The sequence below is a fragment of the Rhodococcus sp. MEB032 genome (genome assembly GCF_030208925.1).
Taxonomy (GTDB): Bacteria; Actinomycetota; Actinomycetes; order Mycobacteriales; family Mycobacteriaceae; genus Rhodococcus_F; species Rhodococcus_F qingshengii.
In genome coordinates, this window is the sequence record NZ_JARVSY010000007.1 from 25,600 (window position 1) to 47,833 (window position 22,234).

20 protein-coding genes are annotated in these 22,234 nt (G+C 62.0%); 16 read left to right on the forward strand and 4 right to left on the reverse strand.

The features are described 5' to 3' along the window. Window positions 1-62: 62 nt before the first annotated feature. From secY to truA, 11 genes are all read left to right on the forward strand, one after another. Window positions 63-1,382 (forward strand): preprotein translocase subunit SecY, encoded by a 1,320-nt coding sequence (secY, locus tag QRN54_RS06960; RefSeq protein ID WP_003940773.1) that lies wholly within the window; start codon window positions 63-65, stop codon window positions 1,380-1,382. Beyond that, complete coding sequence (locus QRN54_RS06965; protein WP_003940868.1) at window positions 1,379-1,924, forward strand: adenylate kinase; 546 nt, start codon at window positions 1,379-1,381, stop codon at window positions 1,922-1,924. Before secY ends, QRN54_RS06965 begins: the two co-directional genes overlap by 4 nt. Continuing rightward, window positions 1,924-2,721: a type I methionyl aminopeptidase gene (map, locus tag QRN54_RS06970; RefSeq protein WP_003940806.1), complete on the forward strand. Its 798-nt coding sequence runs from the start codon at window positions 1,924-1,926 to the stop codon at window positions 2,719-2,721. Before QRN54_RS06965 ends, map begins: the two co-directional genes overlap by 1 nt. 313 nt (window positions 2,722-3,034) lie before the next feature. Further along, window positions 3,035-3,256: a translation initiation factor IF-1 gene (gene infA, locus QRN54_RS06975; protein WP_003418601.1), complete on the forward strand. Its 222-nt coding sequence runs from the start codon at window positions 3,035-3,037 to the stop codon at window positions 3,254-3,256. A 90-nt stretch (window positions 3,257-3,346) separates the two neighbouring features. Further along, the gene (gene rpmJ, locus QRN54_RS06980; RefSeq protein WP_003938068.1) at window positions 3,347-3,460 is read left to right on the forward strand and encodes a 50S ribosomal protein L36; all 114 of its coding nucleotides are present in this window, start codon (window positions 3,347-3,349) and stop codon (window positions 3,458-3,460) included. 250 nt (window positions 3,461-3,710) lie between these two features. Then, window positions 3,711-4,085, forward strand: coding sequence for a 30S ribosomal protein S13 (gene rpsM / locus QRN54_RS06985; RefSeq protein ID WP_003940834.1), 375 nt, complete (start codon window positions 3,711-3,713; stop codon window positions 4,083-4,085). Beyond that, on the forward strand, window positions 4,085-4,498 hold the full coding sequence (rpsK, locus tag QRN54_RS06990) for a 30S ribosomal protein S11 (protein WP_003940683.1): 414 nt from the start codon (window positions 4,085-4,087) through the stop codon (window positions 4,496-4,498). Before rpsM ends, rpsK begins: the two co-directional genes overlap by 1 nt. A gap of 22 nt (window positions 4,499-4,520) precedes the next feature. Next, window positions 4,521-5,126 (forward strand): 30S ribosomal protein S4, encoded by a 606-nt coding sequence (gene rpsD, locus QRN54_RS06995; protein ID WP_003940769.1) that lies wholly within the window; start codon window positions 4,521-4,523, stop codon window positions 5,124-5,126. Window positions 5,127-5,246: 120 nt separating this feature from the next. Next, the gene (locus QRN54_RS07000) at window positions 5,247-6,308 is read left to right on the forward strand and encodes a DNA-directed RNA polymerase subunit alpha (RefSeq protein WP_003941016.1); all 1,062 of its coding nucleotides are present in this window, start codon (window positions 5,247-5,249) and stop codon (window positions 6,306-6,308) included. 29 nt (window positions 6,309-6,337) lie between these two features. Further along, the gene (gene rplQ, locus QRN54_RS07005; protein WP_007728580.1) at window positions 6,338-6,895 is read left to right on the forward strand and encodes a 50S ribosomal protein L17; all 558 of its coding nucleotides are present in this window, start codon (window positions 6,338-6,340) and stop codon (window positions 6,893-6,895) included. Between the two features lie 6 nt (window positions 6,896-6,901). Continuing rightward, on the forward strand, window positions 6,902-7,786 hold the full coding sequence (gene truA / locus QRN54_RS07010) for a tRNA pseudouridine(38-40) synthase TruA (protein WP_007728581.1): 885 nt from the start codon (window positions 6,902-6,904) through the stop codon (window positions 7,784-7,786). Between the two features lie 58 nt (window positions 7,787-7,844). On the opposite strand, the gene QRN54_RS07015 is transcribed toward truA, so the two are convergent. Further along, window positions 7,845-8,987, reverse strand: a complete 1,143-nt coding sequence (locus QRN54_RS07015) for an acyl-CoA dehydrogenase family protein (RefSeq protein ID WP_285181784.1) — start codon at window positions 8,985-8,987, stop codon at window positions 7,845-7,847. A gap of 57 nt (window positions 8,988-9,044) precedes the next feature. Here QRN54_RS07015 and QRN54_RS07020 point away from each other — a divergent pair, with 57 nt between their 5' ends. Both QRN54_RS07020 and QRN54_RS07025 read left to right on the forward strand, forming a co-directional pair. After that, complete coding sequence (locus tag QRN54_RS07020; RefSeq protein ID WP_285181785.1) at window positions 9,045-9,623, forward strand: TetR/AcrR family transcriptional regulator; 579 nt, start codon at window positions 9,045-9,047, stop codon at window positions 9,621-9,623. Window positions 9,624-9,645: 22 nt separating this feature from the next. Beyond that, window positions 9,646-10,203 (forward strand): NADPH-dependent FMN reductase, encoded by a 558-nt coding sequence (locus tag QRN54_RS07025; protein WP_285181786.1) that lies wholly within the window; start codon window positions 9,646-9,648, stop codon window positions 10,201-10,203. 16 nt (window positions 10,204-10,219) lie between these two features. Here QRN54_RS07025 and eccE read toward each other — a convergent pair whose 3' ends face one another. Next, window positions 10,220-11,860 (reverse strand): type VII secretion protein EccE, encoded by a 1,641-nt coding sequence (gene eccE / locus QRN54_RS07030; protein WP_285181787.1) that lies wholly within the window; start codon window positions 11,858-11,860, stop codon window positions 10,220-10,222. A gap of 97 nt (window positions 11,861-11,957) precedes the next feature. On the opposite strand from eccE, the gene eccB reads away from it, so the two are divergent. Continuing rightward, entirely contained in the window at window positions 11,958-13,424 is a 1,467-nt protein-coding gene (eccB, locus tag QRN54_RS07035) for a type VII secretion protein EccB (protein ID WP_285181788.1), read from the forward strand. A gap of 14 nt (window positions 13,425-13,438) precedes the next feature. Here the strand turns inward: eccB and mycP are convergent, their stop codons facing one another. Then, entirely contained in the window at window positions 13,439-14,851 is a 1,413-nt protein-coding gene (gene mycP / locus QRN54_RS07040; RefSeq protein WP_285181789.1) for a type VII secretion-associated serine protease mycosin, read from the reverse strand. 14 nt (window positions 14,852-14,865) lie between these two features. Beyond that, window positions 14,866-16,332: a type VII secretion integral membrane protein EccD gene (gene eccD / locus QRN54_RS07045; protein ID WP_007728587.1), complete on the reverse strand. Its 1,467-nt coding sequence runs from the start codon at window positions 16,330-16,332 to the stop codon at window positions 14,866-14,868. Window positions 16,333-16,567: 235 nt separating this feature from the next. Here eccD and eccCa point away from each other — a divergent pair, with 235 nt between their 5' ends. Together eccCa and QRN54_RS07055 are read left to right on the forward strand one after the other, a co-directional pair. Then, window positions 16,568-20,572 (forward strand): type VII secretion protein EccCa, encoded by a 4,005-nt coding sequence (eccCa, locus tag QRN54_RS07050; RefSeq protein ID WP_285181790.1) that lies wholly within the window; start codon window positions 16,568-16,570, stop codon window positions 20,570-20,572. Beyond that, window positions 20,569-22,071 carry a type VII secretion-associated protein gene (locus tag QRN54_RS07055; protein WP_285181791.1) on the forward strand — a complete coding sequence of 501 codons (1,503 nt, stop codon included), beginning with the start codon at window positions 20,569-20,571 and terminating at the stop codon, window positions 22,069-22,071. Before eccCa ends, QRN54_RS07055 begins: the two co-directional genes overlap by 4 nt. Window positions 22,072-22,234: the final 163 nt, after the last annotated feature.

Consider the following 22,234-nt stretch of genomic DNA (forward strand, 5'->3'; position numbering starts at 1 on the left):
AGAGTTCAAAAGTTCGACAGGTCAAAACGATCTGTCTCCCTACCGTCGTGCCAGGAGGATCTTTGCTTTCCGCCTTCGTCTCGGCCCTCAGGACCCCAGACCTGAGGCGGAAGATCCTCTTCACCCTCGGCTTGGTGGCTCTGTATCGGGTCGGCGCTCTCATCCCGTCCCCAGGTGTCGACTACGGCCGTGTGCGTCAGTGCATCGATATCGCCAACTCCGGTGACTCAGCAGGTATCTACTCGCTGATCAACCTGTTCTCCGGCGGCGCTCTGCTGCAGATGTCGATCTTTGCGATCGGCATCATGCCGTACATCACGGCGAGCATCATCGTGCAGCTCCTGACCGTGGTGATTCCGAAGTTCGAGGAACTTCGGAAAGAAGGCCAGTCCGGCCAGGCCAAGATGACGCAGTACACGCGTTACCTGTCCATTGCTCTGGCAATCCTGCAGTCGACCGGCATCGTCGCTCTTGCGGCACGCGGACAGTTGCTCCAGGGCTGTGACGACATCATCGCCGACAAGTCGATCTTCGGTCTTGTCATCATCGTGCTGGTCATGACTGCCGGTGCTGCCATGGTCATGTGGTTCGGCGAGGTCATCACCGAACGTGGCGTCGGCAACGGCATGTCCCTCCTCATCTTCGCCGGTATCGCATCGCGTATCCCGAGCGAGGGCAAGGCAATCCTCGACAGCCGTGGTCCGCTGGTCTTCGCCTTCGTCTGCCTCGCAGCGCTGCTGATCATCGCCGGTGTCGTCTTCGTCGAGCAGGGTCAGCGTCGTATCCCGGTGCAGTACGCGAAGCGGATGGTCGGACGCAAGATGTACGGCGGATCCTCGACGTACCTGCCTCTGAAGGTGAACCAGGCCGGCGTCATCCCGGTGATCTTCGCGTCTTCACTGCTGTACCTCCCGAACTTGATTGCACAGCTGACTTCGGCCAGTACAGCGGTCGACCCCAGTTGGTGGCAGCGCCTCATCAACACCTACCTGGTGAATCCGGCCAACCCGGTGTACATCGCGATCTACTTCGGCCTGATCGTCTTCTTCACGTACTTCTACGTCGCCATCACCTTCAATCCCGAAGAGCGCGCCGACGAGATGAAGAAGTTCGGCGGCTTCATCCCCGGTATCCGACCCGGTCAGCCGACCGCGGACTACCTCAACTACGTGCTGAGTCGCATCACCCTTCCGGGTGCGATTTACCTCGGCACCATTGCTGTTCTGCCCAACCTGTTCCTCGACATCGGGAATGGCGGCGGCGCGCAGAACCTGCCGTTCGGTGGCACCGCGGTGCTGATCATGGTCAGCGTCGGCCTGGACACCGTGAAGCAGATCGAGAGTCAGCTAATGCAGCGTAACTATGAAGGGTTCCTCAAGTGAGACTTGTCCTCCTTGGTCCTCCCGGTGCCGGCAAGGGCACCCAGGCCGCTATCTTGTCCGAGAAGTTCGGCGTTCCCCATATCTCCACGGGTGATCTCTTCCGCGCGAACATCGGTCAGGCCACCGCTCTCGGTGTGGAAGCAAAGAAGTACATCGACGCCGGCGAACTCGTACCGAGCTCGATCACCAACGACATGGTGAAGGCTCGCGTCGCAGAACCGGACGCAGCAAACGGTTTCCTTCTCGACGGATTTCCGCGCTCGGTCGAACAGGCTCAGGCACTCGAGGGAATCTTGAAGGATCTCGACACCAAGCTCGACGGTGTCCTCTCCTTCGTCGTCGACGAGGACATCGTGGTCGAGCGTATGCTCGCCCGCGGTCGTGCAGACGACACCGAGGACGTCATTCGCAACCGACTCCGGGTCTACCGCGACGAGACGTCACCGCTGTTCGATTACTACAAGGACAGCATCGTCTCCGTCGACGCGATCGGCGAGGTCGAAGAGGTCAACGCTCGCGCACTGGCAGCGTTGGGTAAGTAATGGTCTTCGGGCGCAAACGCAAGGTTGTTCCGTTCCGCTCCGCGGGCGAACTCGACGCGATGGCTGCTGCCGGCGCCATCGTGGGTTCGGCTCTGGTGGCGGTTCGCGCTGCGGCGAAGCCCGGTGTCAGCACTTTGGAATTGAACGCGGTCGCTGAATCCGTCATTCGTGACGCCGGCGCCGTGCCCTCGTTCCTCGGGTACCACGGCTTCACCGGCTCGATCTGCTCTTCGGTCAACGATCGCGTCGTTCACGGAATCCCTTCAGCTCAGGACATCCTGGCTGAAGGCGACCTGGTTTCCATCGACTGTGGCGCGATCCTCGACGGATGGCACGGTGACTCCGCTTGGACGTTCGGTGTCGGTGAGATCAGCGTCGCCGATCAGGAGCTCAGCGAAGCCACTCGGCTTTCTATGGAAGCCGGGATCGCGGCAATGATCGCCGGCAACCGTCTGACGGATGTTTCGCACGCGATCGAGGTCGGTACTCATGCCGCCGAGAAGTTGCACGGTCGTTCCTACGGCATCGTCGACGGATACGGCGGACACGGAATCGGCCGGGAAATGCACATGGATCCGTTCCTCGCCAATGAAGGTGCCCCGGGTAAGGGTCCTGAACTGGTTGTCGGATCTTGCCTGGCGATTGAGCCGATGCTCACGCTCGGCACCACCGACACGGTGATTCTCGACGACGACTGGACCGTTGTGACGACCGACGGGTCCCGTGCGGCGCACTGGGAACACACTGTCGCAGTGACCGAAGACGGTCCGCGGATTCTGACACTCCGGCCGGAGTAGTCGACACAGTCGCTGACAAGTGTTGGCAGCGAGCATGATTCATGTTCGAGAAGTCCCAGCCTCATTTCGAGGCTGGGACTTTTTCGGTGGGGGAGCGGTGTGTGTCGTCACCCTGACCGGAGGCGCATTTGGCCTGGTCGTTTACATCGCGTAACATGGCTAGGCGGTGCGCTATGCGCGTCGATAGTTCGTGTGCCTACGCCTGGATCGCTCCGGGATCGGGCTTTCGAACTGCCGACGATCTTTCCATTGCGTGCCAATGTAACGGAAGCCGATGCACGAAGCATGCCAAACCAAACGGATCGCGGAGGATATGGCTAAGAAAGACGGGGCCATCGAGGTCGAAGGACGAGTAGTCGAGCCGCTGCCCAATGCGATGTTCCGCATTGAGCTCGAGAATGGCCACAAGGTCCTCGCCCACATCAGCGGAAAGATGCGTCAGCACTACATTCGCATCCTCCCGGAAGATCGCGTTGTCGTAGAGCTCTCGCCCTACGATTTGTCGCGCGGACGCATCGTTTACCGCTACAAGTAACGAACTTCCCGGACCTGACCTGGGTCAGGGAGAAGTATGTCTGCCGCGGTTCATCGCGGCGGGCTGCGACAAAACAGGAGATCAGAAGACGTGAAGGTTCAGCCGAGCGTCAAGAAGATCTGCGAGAAGTGCAAAGTGATTCGCCGTAACGGTCGAGTCATGGTGATCTGCGAGAACCTGCGTCACAAGCAGCGTCAGGGCTAGATCTAGCTTTTCGAAGATCTGCTTGGCAACAAGCAAAGAAGACCTCCCAGTACCAGCCATTGTTGACGAGACCCCACGCGATCGTTCACCGATCGCCAAGGTCGGACAATGGTTCACCCCCGGCACGGAGGCCGGGGCCCCACTGAGTTAGTTGATGAGATCATCTGCGCCTTCGGGCGTCGGTACTCGGCAAGAGGCACAGGGGAAGGGCTGGGAGCAGACCTCCGCACACCGATAAGGAAATGCCACCATGGCACGTCTCTCTGGTGTTGATCTTCCTCGCGAAAAGCGCATGGAGATCGCACTGACATACATCTACGGCATCGGCCGTACCCGCTCCAAGGAAATCCTTGACGCCACCGGCGTCAGCCCGGATCTCCGGAGCAAGGACCTCTCGGACGAGGACCTGGCAAAGCTCCGCGAGTACATCGAGGAGTCGCTCAAGGTCGAGGGTGACCTTCGCCGCGAGGTTCAGGCCGACATCCGTCGCAAGATCGAGATCGGCTGCTACCAGGGCCTGCGCCACCGTCGTGGTCTGCCCGTGCGTGGTCAGCGCACCAAGACCAACGCCCGTACCCGTAAGGGTCCGAAGCGCACCATTGCCGGCAAGAAGAAGGCGAAGTAATGCCCCCGAAGTCACGTAGCACCGGTCCGAAGAAGACCCAGAAGACGCGTCGCAGGGATAAGAAGAACATCCCGCACGGCGCCGCTCACATCAAGAGCACCTTCAACAACACCATCGTGTCCATCACGGACCCCGCCGGAAATGTCATTTCCTGGGCGTCTTCGGGACACGTCGGCTTCAAGGGTTCGCGTAAGTCGACTCCCTTCGCCGCTCAGCTTGCTGCTGAGAGCGCTGCCCGTAAGGCGCAGGAGCACGGTGTCAAGAAGGTTGACGTCTTCGTCAAGGGACCGGGATCCGGTCGCGAGACCGCAATCCGTTCCCTCCAGGCCGCTGGCCTCGAGGTCGGCACCATTTCCGATGTAACCCCCCAGCCGCACAACGGCTGCCGTCCGCCCAAGCGGCGTCGGGTATAGCGGGAAGGATAGGTAGAAGAAAATGGCACGTTATACCGGACCCATCACCCGCAAGTCGCGTCGTCTGCGCGTCGACCTCGTTGGAGGCGACCAGGCATTCGAGCGTCGCCCGTACCCGCCCGGACAGCACGGCCGCGCGCGTATCAAGGAGAGCGAGTACCTGCTCCAGCTGCAGGAGAAGCAGAAGGCTCGCTTCACCTACGGCGTCATGGAGAAGCAGTTCCGCCTGTACTACAAGGAGGCGAACAACCGCCCCGGCAAGACCGGCGAGAACCTGCTTCGCATCCTCGAGTCGCGTCTCGACAACGTCGTGTACCGCGCAGGCCTCGCTCGCACGCGCCGTCAGGCACGTCAGCTGGTCACGCACGGTCACCTTCTCGTGAACAACAAGAAGGTCGACATCCCGAGCTACCGCGTCTCGCAGTACGACATCATCGATGTCAAGGAGAAGTCGCTCTCCACGCTTCCGTTCCAGGTTGCGCGTGAGACCGTCGGCGATCGCCCGGTTCCCGGGTGGCTGCAGGTTGTCGGCTCGCGTCTGCGGATCCTGGTTCACCAGCTTCCCGAGCGCGCGCAGATCGACATTGCTCTGCAGGAACAGCTCATCGTCGAGTACTACTCGAAGTAAGGCGCTTCGCACCCCGTGAGTGGTTGAGGAGTCTCCGGACTCCTCAACCACTCACAGGGCCGCAGGCCCTTTCCCATCGTGGGCGTCAAATAGTGGACGTCCGTACAGGAGGAAATACCAATGCTCATTTCTCAGCGACCCACGCTGACCGAAGAGGTCATCGCTGATAACCGCTCGAAGTTCGTCATCGAGCCCCTGGAGCCAGGTTTCGGGTACACGCTCGGCAATTCGCTGCGCCGCACGCTGCTCTCGTCGATCCCCGGCGCTGCTGTCACCAGCATCCGTATCGACGGCGTTCTCCACGAGTTCACCACCGTCCCGGGCGTGAAGGAAGATGTCACCGACATCATCCTGAACCTCAAGGGCCTCGTCGTGAACTCCGAAGAGGACGAGCCGGTCACCATGTACGTCCGCAAGCAGGGCCCCGGCGCTGTTACTGCAGGCGACATCGTGCCCCCGGCAGGCGTCACCGTGAACAACCCTGATCTGCACATCGCCACCCTGAACGACAAGGGAAAGCTGGAGATCGAGCTCGTAGTCGAGCGCGGTCGCGGCTATGTCCCCGCCGTTCAGAACAAGGCGTCCGGCGCAGAGATCGGCCGTATCCCGGTCGACTCGATCTACTCGCCGGTGCTCAAGGTCACCTACAAGGTGGAGGCCACTCGCGTCGAACAGCGCACCGACTTCGATCGGCTCGTTCTCGACGTGGAAACGAAGAACTCCATCACCGCACGGGACGCGCTCGCTTCGGCGGGCAAGACCCTGGTTGAGCTCTTCGGCCTGGCCCGTGAGCTGAACGTCGAAGCAGAAGGAATCGAGATCGGACCCTCGCCTGCCGAGGCCGATCACATCGCTTCCTTCGGACTCCCCATCGAGGATCTGGACCTCACGGTCCGCTCCTACAACTGCCTCAAGCGCGAAGGTGTTCACACCGTCGGTGAGCTTGTCGGCCGTACCGAGTCCGATCTGCTCGACATCCGCAACTTCGGACAGAAGTCCATCGACGAGGTCAAGGTCAAGCTGCATTCGCTCGGCCTGTCCCTCAAGGACAGCCCCGCATCCTTCGATCCCACCACCGTTGCCGGCTACGACGCCGCCACCGGAACGTGGAGTGACACTGATGCCGGTTCCTTCGGCGATGCCGAAGGTACCGAGGACTACGCCGAGACCGAACAGCTGTAGCAGCTCAGGTCCTTTACTAGGAGATCATCATGCCCAAGCCCAAGAAGGGTGCCCGCTTCGGCGGGTCGGCTTCCCACCAGAAGGCGATTTTCGCCAATCTGGCTACCGCGCTCTTCGAGCACGGTCGCATCACCACCACCGAGTCCAAGGCCAAGGCACTGCGCCCCTACGCCGAGAAGCTCGTCACGCACGCAAAGGCCGGCACGCTGGCTCACCGTCGTGAGGTGCTGAAGGTCATCCGCAACAAGGATGTCGTTCACACCCTGTTCGCCGAGATCGGCCCGTTCTACGCGGACCGTAACGGTGGATACACCCGCATCATCAAGACGATCCCCCGCAAGGGTGATAACGCTCCGATGGCAATCATCGAGCTCGTCAAGGAAAAGACCGTCACCTCCGAGGCTGACCGCGCTCGTCGCGTCAAGTCCTCGCAGGAAGCTCCCGCCGCAGAGAACGTCGTCGAGGCCGTAGAGGCCGACGCGACCGACGCTGAGGTCGAGAACGCTGACGCAGTCGTCGAGGCCATCGAGGACGAGACCGCAACTGCGGCCGACGCTCCCGAGGCCGAAGAGGCCAAGAAGGACTAGTCTCCCTTGGTTTCGGCACACGCTGAATCGAACGAGCCCGCCGCCCCCATCGGGGACGGCGGGCTCGTTCGATTGCGGCTCGACATCTCCTATGACGGCACCGACTTCTCGGGTTGGGCCCGCCAGACCGATCTGCGCACCGTGTGCGGTGAGATCGAAGACAAGTTGGGAACGGTGCTTCGACACCCGGTTCAGTTGACCGTTGCCGGTCGAACCGACGCCGGTGTCCACGCCACCGGTCAGGTAGCGCACGTCGACGTTCCGGGAGAGTTGCTCCCGGACGATCCGTCGCGACTCGTGCGCAGACTTGCACGATTTCTGCCCAAGGACGTTCGGGTCAAACAGATATCGGTGGTTCCGGGTGACTTCGATGCGCGCTTCTCCGCGATGCGACGCTATTACGAGTACCGGGTGACCAACGCGGCGTTCGGAGTGGAACCACTACGCGCACGCGACACCGTCTCGTATCCCAAACCACTCGATCTCGGAGCGATGCAGGAAGCGTCGAATCGGCTGCTGGGTCTGCACAACTTCGCGGCATTCTGCAAGCGTCGAGAAGGCGCCACGACGGTGCGGGAGCTGCAGCGTTTCGACTGGACCCAAGAGGGCACGGTGTTCACGGCGTACGTGAATGCCGATGCGTTCTGCTGGTCGATGGTTCGCAGTCTTGTCGGCGCAGTCCTCTCCGTCGGTGAGGGACGGCGCACCGCCGACTGGGTGGCAGGGTTGCTCGACGAAACGTCGCGATCCAGTTCCATCCTCGTTGCTCCGGCGCACGGACTTTCGTTGGTCCGCGTGGACTACCCCGACTACTCGGAACTGGCTGCCCGCAACGCGATTACCCGTGAGACCCGCGAGATTCCGTCTTCGGGTGGATGCTGCGGCGACTGAACATCACCATGCAAAATGCCCTCCCACTCTGTGTGGGAGGGCATTCGTATCGGGGGGGCTATCCCGCCAGTTGGCGCGCGATGACCAATCGCTGAATCTGGTTGGTGCCCTCGAAGATCTGCGTGATCTTGGCCTCGCGCATGTAGCGCTCGACGGGGAAGTCCTGGGTGTATCCGTACCCGCCGAATACCTGAACGGCGTCGGTGGTGACCTTCATTGCCGCGTCGGTGGCCACGAGCTTGGCGACGCTCGCGTTGCGTGAATACGGAACTCCGGCGTCGCGGCGGCGGGCTGCATCGAGGTAGGTGGCTCGCGCGGAGTCGACTGCGGCAGCCATGTCCGCGAGCACGAAACCGAGTCCCTGGTGATCGATGATCCGCTTGCCGAATGCCTTGCGCTCCTTCGCGTAAGCGACCGCGTCGTCGAGCGCGCCTTGAGCGATTCCGACGGCAACGGCAGCGATTCCGAGTCGGCCGGAGTCGAGAGCGCTGAAGGCAATCGGCAGCCCCTGGCCGCGCTGACCGATCAATCGCTCCTCAGGAATGAAGGCGTCGTCGTAGTTCGCGGAGGCAGTGGGAACCGCGCGTAGCCCCATCTTCTCTTCGGGTTTTCCGAAGATGAGGCCTTCGGTGTCCTTGTCCACCAGGAGGCAGGAGACGCCGCGTGAACCGTCGTCACTGGTGCGTGCGAAGAGGTTGTAGAAGTCCGCCTTGCCGCCGTTGGTGATCCAGGCTTTCGAACCGTTGACGCGGTAGCCACCGTCGGTGGGCGTCGCCTTGCACGACAACGCGGCGGCGTCGGATCCGGCCTGCGCTTCGGAAAGGCTGTACGCGCCGATGGTGTTGCCGCCCAGCATGTCCGGTAGCCAGCGGTTCTTCTGTTCGTCGGTGCCGAAGGTGAACAGCGGGAAGCACGACAGGCTGTGCACGCTCACCGCCACTGCAACCGCTGCCCAGCGTGAGGCGATCTCTTCGAGCACTTGGAGATACACCTCGTACGGCTGATCGCCGCCGCCGAACTCCTCGGGATACGGAAGGCTCAGCAGACCCGCCTGTCCGAGTGCGGGGAACACTCCGTCTGGATACTTCTCGGCCTTCTCGTATTCGTTGACCTTGGGCGCGAGTACCTTGTCCGCGACATCACGCGTCAGTTCGATGAGATCGCGAGCTTCTTGGCTGGGCATCAGGCGTTCGACGGGCACGGTCGGCTCCTAGCTAGGTAATAGTACTGAGAACGATACTGCAGTACTGTCGTAGGTATGGCAAGGCTGGTTCACAAGACGACTGCGCGCAGGGCAGAGTTGTTCGATCAACTGGTCGAACTGTTCTTGAGCGAGGGTTTCGCCCACCTCACGCTCGACGAGATCTCAGCTCGTCTGCACTGCTCCAAGAGCACCTTGTACACCGTGGCGGCCGGCAAAGAGGATCTGGTGCGGGCTGTGACAGTGCACTTCTTCCGGGCGGCGACCGATGCAGTGGAGAGTGCAGTCGCCGCCGAAACGGCCCCGCCTCGTCGAGTCGCGGTGTATCTCGAAGCAGTGGGTGATCGGCTGTCCGCGGCGTCCAGTCAGTTCATGGAAGACCTGGCCGAATCGGTGTCGGCGAGCCAGGTCTACGAGACGAACACGTCGATCGCTGCTGATCGTGTGCGATCGCTCATCGTCGAGGGAGTCGATTCGGGCGCATTCCGGCAGGTACACGCATCATTTGTCGCCGATGCCGCTGCGGCGACGATGGTTCGGATTCAGCAACGCGCGGTCTACCGGGCAACTGGTCTGGACGATGCCAGCGCTTATCGGGAACTGGCAGCACTCATCACGGACGGGATCACTGCGTGATCAGTCGCTAGCATCGACGTTCATGGCACCTTTGAACGTCGAAGTCATCGTAGGTTCGGTCCGCGAGGGGCGAATGGGACGAGCAGTGGCGGACTGGTTTGTCGAGCGCGCAACCGCGAACCCGTCGTGGAACGTATCGGTGATCGACCTCAGAGAGCTGTCGTTGCCCCAGGATTTCTCTGATTCACCTGCCACGGAGGTTTTCCGCCGGCGAATCGGGCGCGCCGACGCTGTTGTCGCCGTGACCTCCGAATACAACCACGGGTATCCGGCTGCTCTCAAGACCGCATTCGATTCGGTGAAACACGAGTGGCGTGCCAAGCCGATCGGATTCGTGTCCTACGGCGGGATTTCAGGTGGTGTTCGGGCCGTCGAGCAAATGAGGCAAGTGGTGGCGGAGTTGCACATGGTCTCGGTGCGTCAAAGCGTGACCATCCACCGGGTGCGTAAGCAATTCGGACACGAGCCGTACGGCGTCGATTCGATTGCGATCGATGCAAGCGAGAAGATGATTCGTGAATTGGATTGGTGGGGAAGCGGATTGCGGATGCAACGTGCAAGTGATCCCTATCCCGGCTGATCTTGGACATACGTGATCACGCCATCTGGTGAGCGTCGCCGGCTCGTGGACGGCCGATGAACGATGTCTCGGAAGCGATGGTCACCAGAGTCAGGTCGACGCGTGTACGGCCGGTTTCGACCGTGATCTTGTCACCGAGTGCGAATGGCTGGACTATCGAGATTTCAGGGTCGATCCGAGGCCATTGGCGTGGATGTCCGTACACATAGATTGCGGTCACGCCGGCACGCGGAGATAACCCCTCGACGCCGTCGAACACGACAGTGTTGAAGGCGCCCTCAGGCCCACCGCCCTGCCCGGACACGCGGAGTCGGTCAGGCACTCCCATCGAGTCGGTGAGCGCGGTCCACGCTTGAGGTCGATCGGTGTGGACGAGTACCAGTGCGCCGGTCGCGATGGCTCGAAAGATCAACTGCTGAGCCAGATAGAGTTCGCCGGCGACAAGAACGGTGTTGACGCCCGGCCCCGAAATTCTGGCCGCGACACCGTGCCCGTTTCGGTCCGAGCCGATGAGTTGGCCGCACCCGGCAAGGGGTAGAGCGAGTGAGTCGAGTGCACCCCCGTCCATGCGAACGTCCGGCGTGATGCCGTCCAGCGCGGCCAATGCGGTTGGCAAGTTGGTCAGCAATCCGTCGCGCTGGCGCCCACGTAGCGAGACCAAACCGGCCAGCGGTGCGTTCTCAGGTGGATTGCGCGTGGTGAAGCGACATGTCGCACTGACCTTCGCCTCTCCGCGTTGTCCGGTGGGTCGTAACCGAATTGTCACGGACGTCCCGACCGTTGCCACTGCCCACACTCGGGTCAGGGTCGCAGTGGTGATGAAACGGGGTTCGATCCCAAATCCGACGTTGGACACGCCAGGCAAGGGGGTACTTCGCCACGTTTCGGTGACCTCGTGGCCGGCCACTCCTCTTGTCACCTGGGCAGTGGACGACGCGATCTCCGGTGCGGTCAGGATCCGCGCCTTGCACCCCGCTGAATCGAGCACCCGGATGACACGATTGGCGGCAACAGCTATCGCGCGGCCGGCGCCCTGTTCGCCCCCGCCCCGGCGTTCGACTGCTGCACCACCCTCCAGCGCGTCGAAACGTAGTGCAAGCCAAACACTTCTGGTGGCGGTGGCTGGTAGTGGTCCGATGAGACGTTCGTAGACTTCGGTGGCCGGCGTTCCCGACGCGGCGCGGTATCCGTGACTGACGATGTCGATGCCGGTGAGTGAGATGTCGTGCTGATAGAGACAATTGGCGAGGGCTGCCGTGGGCAGAAGGTGGGAAGCGTCGAACGAATGACGGCCGATCCTGGTCAGGTAGTCGCGTGGAGGAGCGATCTCGACGACAGCGACGAGCGAAGATCCGTCCACTCGGAGCCCGATGGACTGCTCGGAGGGAGTGTGAAAACTGACGATCGTGCTGCGGTCGACTTCCTTGCGGTGCAGATAGCGAAAGTACCTGACAATCCAGGACATTACCGACCAACCGCCCACATGAAGCAGCATTGATCCGGCAACCACACAACCGATTGCCAGCGCCCAGAACCAATCGAGCCCACTGGCCATCGCGATTCCGCCCGCACCGATTCCGAAAATCTGTGCCGGCACGAACTCGCGCGTCGAAATCCTGTGTGACGACGGCCAATGCTTCAACCGCGATCGGTCCACGGTTCCTCCCCGATACCTGACCTGCGAACTACCCGAAAATTTCCGCCCCAGCGGAACTGTACTGTGTCTTCGCAAGGGGATGTAAGGCACGGGGGGAATGATGGCTGCGACACCTACCACGCGCTGGCAGGTCAACGGGTACCGATTCTTGGTCAGGCGGATGGAACATGCGCTGGTCAGACGAGACGTGCGGATGCTTCACGATCCGATGCGATCACAGTCGCGCGCGTTCACCGTCGGAATAGTCCTCGCTGCAGTGGGATTGGCGGGTTGCGCTGTACTCGCTCTGTTTCGGCCACAGGACAGAATCGGCGATGCAGAGATCGTCGTTGCAAAGGAATCGGGCGCGATGTTCGTCGCCATGGAGGGTACGTTTCGCCCTGTGCTGAACTTGGCCTCCGCACGACTGATTCTGGGTTCGCCAGGAAAACCGGCAATAGTCAAGGCATCCGAGGTCGAGGCGAAACCCCGGGGCGCGCTCGTCGGCATTCCCGGCGCACCGTCCGCGCTGCCGGAATCGGCCGACCCTACCAACGCCGCGTGGACGGTGTGCGATTCCGTCGGATCCGACGGGAGAAAATCGTTGACGACTTCGGTCCTGGTCGGCTCGTCCAATGTCGGCGAAAACACGACATATCTGACGAATGACCGTGCATTCCTGGTGAAGTCGGGTTCCGATCACTTTCTCGTGTACGACGGGAAGCGAGCGGAAATCGATGTGGACGATCCCGCGATCATGCGGGCTTTGGGCCTGGAAGGAGCACAGGCGCGACCGATCAGTATCGGATTCCTCAATTCGATTCCCGAAGTTCCGCGCATCGCGGCTCCGCGAATCCGCCAACTGGGATCGGCGCCCCGGTTTCCTCTGCAGAACAAGACTGTCGGCTCCGTCGTCCAGGTTTCGGTGGGTGCGGACCCGCAGTACTACGTGGTACTCGAGAACGGGATCCAGAAGATCGGTGCGGCGCTCGCCCAACTGATCTACTTCTCGGATTCGCAGGGCGCCGGCGGGATCGCGAGCGTCACCCCTGATGCCATCAGTCGTATTCCCTCGGTGAGTGAGCTGGCCGTCGACTTGTTGCCGCGGGTGGTTCCGGAGATCGTCGATGATCACGGCGCACCTGTCGGCTGTCTGGAATGGGCTCCCTCACCTGCAGTCGAGGGCGCCGAAAGTAGTTCTGCAACGCTGAAACTTGTCGCTGGATTGCAGGTTCCGATCCCGGAGGGTGGCAAGTTGGTGTCCTTGGCGCAGGCGGACGGATCGGGTGACAATCTCGACAACGTCCATGTCGAACAGGGATTCGGCGGATTTGTTCAAGCGACCGGAATCGAGACGAACAGCACCAGGCACGACGGAGCGTTCTACGTAGCCGATACCGGTGTGAAGTACGGCGTACCGGACGAAACCTCCGCTCGCGCGCTCGGATTGACGCGAACGCCTGATCGCGCGCCTTGGCAGATGCTCGACCTACTTGCATCAGGTCCCGCGCTCGAGAAGAGCAATGCACTGATAGCTCACGACGGAATCGCCCCCGATACTGCGCCGGCCGCTCCGGTGAACTGAACACTGCTGACGGTTCAGGGATCGATTTTCTGGCGTTCGGGAAGATGCCGACGAATTACTCGACGAAGAGGCATCGATGCCAACAGCGTGAGTAGGGCGAGGGTGCCGACCGTTCCGGCTCCGACGAGTGCCGTGTCGCGAGATCGGTTGTCGGGGGTCGGCGGCGTGGGTAGGGGATCGATCGACACCGACTGATGGTTGACCTTGACGCGTTCTCCTGGGGCCAATTCGCCCGTCACTGCCGCAAGTGGATCGATGACGCCGTGACCGACGTAGGGATTCCAACCCTGCGCCGGAGCGTGGGCGGTGGCTTCGATACGTTGCATGACCTGAAGCGCAGTCAGTTCCGGGTGAACCGACCGGACCAGTGCGGCGGTTGCCGCGACAAGGGGCGCAGCGAAACTGGTCCCGTTGAACGACTGTACGGCGCCGTCGGAGCCGTACACCCCGTTGGTCAGACCGGGCGACGTCGGGTGAAGTGAGGTGATTCCGGTGCCGGGCGCCGCCACGTCGACCCATGGACCGCCGAGGCTGAAGGAACTGGCGGCGCCATTGGGGTCTACCGACCCCACTGTGAGGACATAGTCGTCGTACCAAGCCGGACTGGCAATCGTCACAACCGAGTTCCATGGATCGGCCAGGGGATTGAGGGGATCCGGCGGCGGATTCTGGTTCTTGCAACCTCCGGATCCGACGTTCCCTGCAGCTGCGACGACTACGACGTTCTTCGCGATCGTGGCGTATTCGATTGCAGCGCCGAGTCGTTGGTCGCTGATCCCGTCCCCGGCAGGCTTGCAGGCGACTTCGGAGATGTTGATGACGCTTGCACCCATGTCCGCAGCGTGACGGACGGCCGATGCCATGGTGTCGACGTTTCCGTACCCGGATGAGTTCTCGGCTACAGCAGGGTCTTCGCGTTGGCCGGCCACCGAGAAGGCGGCACTGGACTGCCTGATCGAAATTATCTGTGCGTCCGGCGCAGCTCCGGAGAATCCGGAACCCTCGGCTTGCTGGGCGGCGATGAGACCGGCCACGACAGTTCCGTGTGCGTCACAATCGTCGGTGCCGTCGGAGGTACCGACGTAATCACCGCCGCCGTCGAGCGACGGCAGCCGGGGATGTCTGCTGACACCGGTGTCGATGACGGCAATTCGCTGTCCTGCCCCTCTGGTGATCGGCCACACAGAATCGAATCCCAGATCTCGTTGAGAACGTGGAATGTCCGCATCGTCACCACCTGCCACGGCTGGGACGCACAGGGTTCGTTGTTCGGTGGGTTGTGGAGGTGCGGGCGGACCGTCCTCCGGCAGCATTGCAGGATCGATGGGGGAGGGAACCGCGCTCGATGCGCCACCTGCCCCGGCGAGAACGCTGAAGGCAACGATCACGAGACTGGCGCAGATGTTTGTTGCACGTCGAATCACCATCGATCACCGATCGCTCAGAGGCCACGCATGAGCGCGAAGAGGCCACTGACCCAGCAGATCAGCGGAACGATTGCTGCAATCGCAGCGAGGTCCAACAGCTCGGCAGCGCGTCGCATCACGGGGCTGAATGTGTTCTGGGGGGCAAGGATTCCCAGAACCAGTGCCAGGAGGAGAACGGTCATCGTGATGGCGAAGACGACCAATGCATGGTCGCGATGGGTCCATGCCATGTCGCCCAGGAGAACGAGAATCACCGAGATGCCTGCCGCGATGAGTGGCACAGCCTGCTGTGCGCCCGCGTAGGTGCGCCCGCGAAACATCAGCACGACGGCCGTCGCGAATGCGAGAGCAAGATTCGGCCAGACGATCCCCTGACCAGGCCAGGACCACGCGAGTGCGACGGCAGCGACGAGCGCGACCACTGACGTGGCCACGATCAGCCCGGTCAGATAGCTACGCGCCCGCCCTGCCCTTTCCGCCAACTCGGTCAGCCCGGGTAGTTCGGGTTCGGGCAGTCCGTCGCGGTCGTCGTCGAGGGGATTACTCGGCGTCGGAACAGGGGGAAGCGGTAGTCGCGCGAACAACATCGACAGTCGAGCGGTGAACGTGAGAACGATCAATGCGGCGGCAATCACCGCGCCGCTGACGGTCGCGGTGCGCGCCTCGGGAAGCGTGGTAGTGACGGCAAAGGTGCCCACCGCCGCGAGAAGGACGACGAGAAGTGCTGTGAAGACAGCTAATCCGGCGCCGCACAAGCGGAAGCAGATCAGAGTTACCGCAGCGGCAGATGCCGAACCGAGAAGCAGATGAGCCGAAAGAACAGTGCCGGGCACGCAGAGTGCGCCGGAGACGAACGCCAGTGGCACCGAAGCGCATCCGAGCGTGACGGAACTTCCAGAGTCTCCGTACACCCGCGCTGCCACGACGGCGGCGACGGTGAGCACCAAAGACGTCACTCCGCCGCAGACGGCGCCGATCAGTCCCGTGTCGCCGAGGACCAGGGCGAGGGCCGCGACGAGCGCAGCGACGAGGGCGGCGGTCGAGCCGACAATGCGCGCGGTGACCGGAGTCCAGCGTCGGTAGACGTCCGCATCCGTGGCCGCGACGGTGTACATGATGTCGTCGAAGAGTGGGGGCGGGGCAGCGGTGTCCGAGGCCTCGAGTACGAGCAATTCTCCATCGCGGATTCCGTGCTCGTGCAGCGACAGCGTCGGTGCCAGCGGTGCCCTGCCGACTTTCGACAGAGTCCAGTCGACGGGCTCGAATTGTTCGGTGGTGTGGTCGAACTCGTTGAAATTGCTGTGGTTGACAATTGTGTCCACAATGCCCGGAATGACCACGGTGAGTGGAACACGAAGCGGCACCGCAAGATCCACCTGCGAATGGGCTGAAAGTACCGTCAACCTGCACAGTTCGGCAGAATGACTCGCGCCTCGTCCGTTTCCGGTGTTCGCAGCGCTGGTTGTAGTGGTGCTGGTCAAGATCTGTCCCCTCCCATGACGCGATTCCCCCTTCGCGTCACCCCAGTTCACCCGAACAATACGACATGAACTGCGCGCCTGTATCGGAGACAGCGCCGACAACAGGTGGCACCGACCCGAGTGTCGGTGTTGTGATCTACTCTCTTGCAATTGCGCGAGTACGCCTTGGGGGGCCGGCGGTAGTCGGACGAGGCGCCTGGCGGCAACAGTTGCAGCACCGATGGGGGTGGGTGAATTGAGCACTGTCAGATTTGCGCGTCGAGCACGACGTGAATCGCCGCGCACACCGGGCGGCGAGGTGACGCTTCAGGCCCCACCGGAGATACCTCGCGTCACGCCGGGAAACCTACTGACCAAACTACTTCCGGTGATCATGGTGGTTGCCATGATCGGCATGGTGGCGCTGATGTTCTCTTCCGGCATGGCGCGCAATCCGATGTCCCTGCTGTTTCCGGTCATGATGATGGTGTCGATGCTCGGAATGCTCGCCGGGGGCGGTCGTAGCGGTGGAGCAAGAGCGTCCGAAGCGAACGAGGACCGCAAGGACTACCTCCGGTACCTGGATCAGATGCGTAGTGATGTTGCTGCGACGTCTGGTGCGCAGCGTGCTGCTCTCGAGTGGAGCAATCCCGAGCCGTCGCTGCTCTGGACACTGGCCGGGACTGTGCGGATGTGGGAGCGTCAGATCACCGACTCGGACTACTGCCACGTTCGGGTAGGTCTGGGTACACAGCGATTGGCCACCAGACTCGTGTCTCCGGAGACCGGGCCGGTCGAGGATCTCGAACCCGTCGCTGCTGTCTCACTTCGGCGATTCGTCCGTGCACATTCGGTTGTGCAGGACCTGCCGACCGCCGTCTCGCTTCGCGGATTTGCTGCGATGTCCATCGAGGGGCAGAGAGATTCCGCTCGTGCGCTTGTCCGCTCGATGTTGATGCAGCTGTGCACATTCCACGGTCCGGACACGCTCCAAGTTGCGGTGGTGTGCGGTCCCGATACCGAATCCGAGTGGGAGTGGGTCAAGTGGCTCCCACACGTGCAACACCCGCAGTCTCAGGACGGCACCGGCACTGCACGCATGGTGTTCGGTTCGTATCTCGAATTCGAAAGTTCCCTCGGGGAACCGCTTTCGATGCGTGCTCGATTCGCTCGCAACACTCCAGCCAGTGCGGGCGTTCCGCATCTCGTGCTGGTCGTGGACGGTGGCTTACTCGAAGGTGACACCGGCCTGTTGTCCGAATTCGGGCTCGACTCGGTGACTGTCCTCGACCTCTGCGGGTTCTGCCCGCGGCTGGTGGCGATGCGTGGGTTGCGACTGGTCGTCGGTAGCGATCAGATCGGCGCGGTGAGCAGCGCAGGAGTTGAGAACTTTGCGAGGCCTGACGCTGCGACGACGAGCCTGGCGCAGGCGTTCGGGCGTCGCATCGCACCGTTCCGTGCGGCATCGCAGAATGCCGTCGACGCAGCTGACGACGACCGATCCCTTCGGACGTGGAGCCAGATGTTGGGGATAGGAAACGTTGCGAGGTTCAATCCTGAGCATGGCTGGCTTCCACGTCAGGGGCGCGACCGACTCCGCGTGCCGATCGGTGTCGGACAAGACGGAAACCCCGTCGAACTGGATCTGAAGGAGTCGGCCGAGAACGGTATGGGTCCGCACGGGCTGTGTATCGGAGCCACCGGTTCTGGCAAGTCGGAGTTCCTGCGAACCTTGGTGCTCGGCCTGATCGCGACCCACTCTCCCGACGCACTGAACCTCGTCCTGATCGACTTCAAAGGTGGTGCAACCTTTCTCGGCCTCGAGGAGGCACCGCATGTTGCTGCGATCATCACCAACCTTGCCGAGGAATTGGCGATGGTCGATCGTATGAAGGACGCGCTCGCCGGCGAAATGAATCGTCGACAAGAACTGTTGCGTGCGGCAGGAAACTTCGCAAACGTGTCCGATTACGAGAGGGCGAGGCTGGCCGGCGCTGCACTCGATCCGTTACCGGCACTCTTCGTGGTCGTCGACGAGTTTTCCGAACTGCTCAGTCAACAGCCGGAATTTGCCGAATTGTTCGTGGCCATCGGGCGATTGGGCAGGTCACTTCACATTCACCTGCTGCTGGCCAGTCAGCGACTCGACGAAGGAAAGCTTCGGGGTCTCGACAGCCATCTTTCGTATCGCGTCGGGTTGAAAACGTTCTCGGCGAACGAGTCTCGTTCCGTCCTCGGCGTTCCCGATGCTTATCACCTTCCGGGTACACCCGGTGCGGGATACCTGAAGTCCGATTCTGCTGAGATCGTTCGCTTCCAAGGTGCGTACGTGTCAGGCCCGTACGAGGGCGAGCGGATCGTGCCCACTCGATTCTCGGTCGATTCCCCCGTCGAACTGGCGCCGCTGCCGTTTACCGCGAAGCCCGTGATCGGACCAGAGGCCGTTGTCGTTCCCGTCGAGCCCGACGTCGTCGACATGGGTGAAATCGGTGACGATGCACGTACTCTCATGGGAGTCCTCGTAGACCGCATGCGCGGTCACGGTCCACGTGCGCATGAAGTGTGGCTCCCGCCGCTCGAGTCATCTCCGACGCTTGACCAGTTGTTGCCGCGGTGGGCGACCGGTGATCAACCTCGCGGAAATCTGAGCGCACCCTTCGGCATAGTCGACAGGCCGTTCGATCAGCGCCGCGATCTACTCGTCGCCGATCTCAACGGATCGACTGGCAACCTCGCGATTGTCGGCGGCCCGCAGTCGGGAAAGTCGACGGCGTTGCGCACGTTGATCTTGTCTCTGAGCATGACGCACACGCCGGAACAGATTCAGTTCTACTGCCTCGACTTCGGCGGTGGAACGCTCCTCGGATTGAAAGATCTGCCGCACGTCGGATCGGTGGCAAACCGTTTGGATTCCGACCGCGTCCGGCGCACAGTTGCCGAGGTACTCGGTGTGGTCGCCAAACGGGAGCGACTGTTTCGTGACCTCGGCATCGAATCGATGGCCGATTTCCGTAGATTGCGAACAGTTGATCCCGCCGGGGAAGGTGAGGCTGCGGGACTCCGAGAGGACCCGTACGGTGACGTCTTCCTCGTCGTCGACGGTTGGCCAAGCGTTCGTTCGGATTTCGAATCACTCGAGCCCCAGATCAACACGCTCGCCGGTCAAGGTTTGTCCTTCGGTGTACACGTGATCGTCACGACGTCGAGGTGGGCCGAGATCCGGCCGGCGCTCAAGGATCAACTGGGTACTCGCATCGAACTTCGATTGGGTGATCCGGGAGATTCGGATGCGGGTCGCCGGAAAGCCGGCCTGGTGCCGGAAGGTCGACCGGGTCGTGGCATCACTCGCGACGGACTCCACCTTCTCACCGGACTACCTCGAATCGACGGCCTACCGGGTAGTGAGAACTCGAGTACGGCTGTGGTGGCGACGGTCGAACGTATTGCAGCCATGTCGAATTCGCGTCCGGCACCCACCGTGCGGATGCTCCCGGATTCCTACTTGCGGGCAGAACTTCTCGAAGCTGCCGGGACCCGGTGGCCCTCACCGAGTGCGGCCGACGGTCGGTGCCTCACCGTGCCGATCGGGCTCGGTGAGACCGACCTCGCCCCGGTGTACATGGACTTCCGGGAACACCCGCACCTGTTGATATTCGGCGACACCGCGTGTGGGAAGACATCTCTCGTGCGTGGAATAGCCGAAGGGATCATCGCGTCGAACACACCGGCCCAGGCCAAGCTGATCATCGGTGACTATCGGCATTCCCTGCTGGGCGTGGTCGAAGGGAATCACCTCGGCGGGTACTCGGCGTCGTCGACGACCTTCGGTGAGTTGATGGTCGACTTGGCTCGGATCGTCGCTGCCAGAATGCCGAACGCCGGAACAACGCAGCAGCAATTGCGGGAACGATCTTGGTGGAGTGGGCCGGAGATTTACGTACTGATCGACGACTACGACCTTGTGGCCACACCGAGTGGAAATCCGGTGGCGCCGTTGCTCGAATACATTCCGCACTCCAAGGACATCGGTTTGCACCTGGTTATTGCCCGCCGTTCCGGTGGTGCGGCCAGAGCACTGTACGAGCCGGTCATTGCGAGAATTCGCGACATGGCGCCGGCCGGATTGATCATGAGCGGAAGTCGTGACGAGGGAAATCTCGTCGGCACTGTCCGCGCGTCGGCGATGCCGGAAGGCCGTGGGGTTTACGTTTCCCGCTCGCAAACCCAACTTGTCCAAGTTCCGTGGATGCCACCGCTGTGACCGCTCCGTCCGCAGTGTCGGTCTCGTTACATTGGGGTGCATCGAATATCTGGGTCGTATCGGGTCAACGCGAATTCTGTTGCAGTGCAGACCTCAGACGCGAACCGACGTCGGGCCCCGGTGCGGCCGGTAAGAATGCGATCGATTACATCGACGACGATTATGTCGACGTGGATGGTCGGGTTGTCCCGACAGTCTTGGAGGTGGCCAGGCTGATCTCCAGTGCGATGGACGGGTGCGGAATCGTCGACGCAGACATTCTTCATCTCAGTCATCCCTCGGATTGGGGTGCCCCACGCAGGCGGCGATTGCTCGATGCCGCACGTCGAGTGGCGCACGACGTCGTACTCGTTCCGACGTCGATCGCGGCGGCGAGGTCGGCTCATACGGCTTGGCGATCGCGGTGTGTCGTCCTCGAACTGCGAGGCGGAACGGTGGTCGCTTCTGTTGTCGCTGAGGTCGACGGTGAACTCCGAATCGACGGAACACAAAGTTCGGAGATCGCAGACGTTGCGGGGTTGTTTTCCGCAATCGGGGATCTATCGGTTCGGGACGCTGTGGTGTTGGTCGGGCCGAGCTCTCATGCTGTTGCGGCTTCGCTCGAACGGGGGTCGACGAATGTTCACGGCCACGCGAGCATCCGAATTCTGGACGAGAGCCGGGTGGCTGCGTCTCTGGTGGATCCTCAGACGCTCGTTCGCCAGACAACCGCGCGGGACAGTTCGGGACGAATCGTCGACAATTCGGCTTTCGGCGCCGGGTGGGTAGGCGATACGGATGGCGCGAAGTCGATTTCTGGCGCGGACTCGAATGCCTCTTCGCCGCGTCGCGTCGGCGGGCGGCGAAGAGGCCGTCGATGGTTCGCGGCGGCGCTTGCGGTGGTCGCCGTCGCCGGTGCGGTCGCAGCAACGGTCGTGGTGTCCACTCGCGATCGAGGCGATTCTCGGTTGGCGGGGTCGGTCGCAGCCACGGCGGAAGTCGAAGTCGAGATCGTGGAGGCGTCGAAAGAGCAGGAAACGCCTGCACCGAAGACTTCGATCTCGTCGATCGAGTCCGGGGCCACGCCGGAACTTACTCGTGTGGACGTGGGAAGCATTGCGGCAGAATTGCCTTCCGATTGGAAGCTTCTGTCGCGAGGGACCTCGAGCGGGCGTACCGATTTGGTACCCGGTTCGGGTGCGGATCGCAAGATCGTGGTCATCGAGAAACGTCTTGCGGAAGGTGTGGGATTCGATTCCGTCGAAGCTGTTTTGCGTCAGCAGTTTTCGACGTTCGAGGACCCCTTGCGGTTCGCAGAGTTTGCTGTGCTCGACGATGCCGCAGGAAAACGGGCAGTGGTGTACGTCGAGTTTCCGGACGATTTCTCCGAGGTGCGTTGGCGCGTGTACGTCGACAACGGACGGCAAGTGAGTATCGGCTGCCAGTATCTGGTCGGTGAGTGGGGCAGTCTCGAAGCGGACTGCCTGCGGATGTGGCAGTCGGTCGAATTCACACCGTGACCGGATCGGTCGGTTCTGAAAATATTCTTCGGTCGGGCCGGAACCGTTGGTACGAAGGTCGCGTCAAAGTATGTGTAGCGCACATCAGGGAGTTCCGCTCGACCCCGGTGCACATCCGACGGACAAAGCCCGTTGTGTGTGATCGCCGATACCGAACGGTACT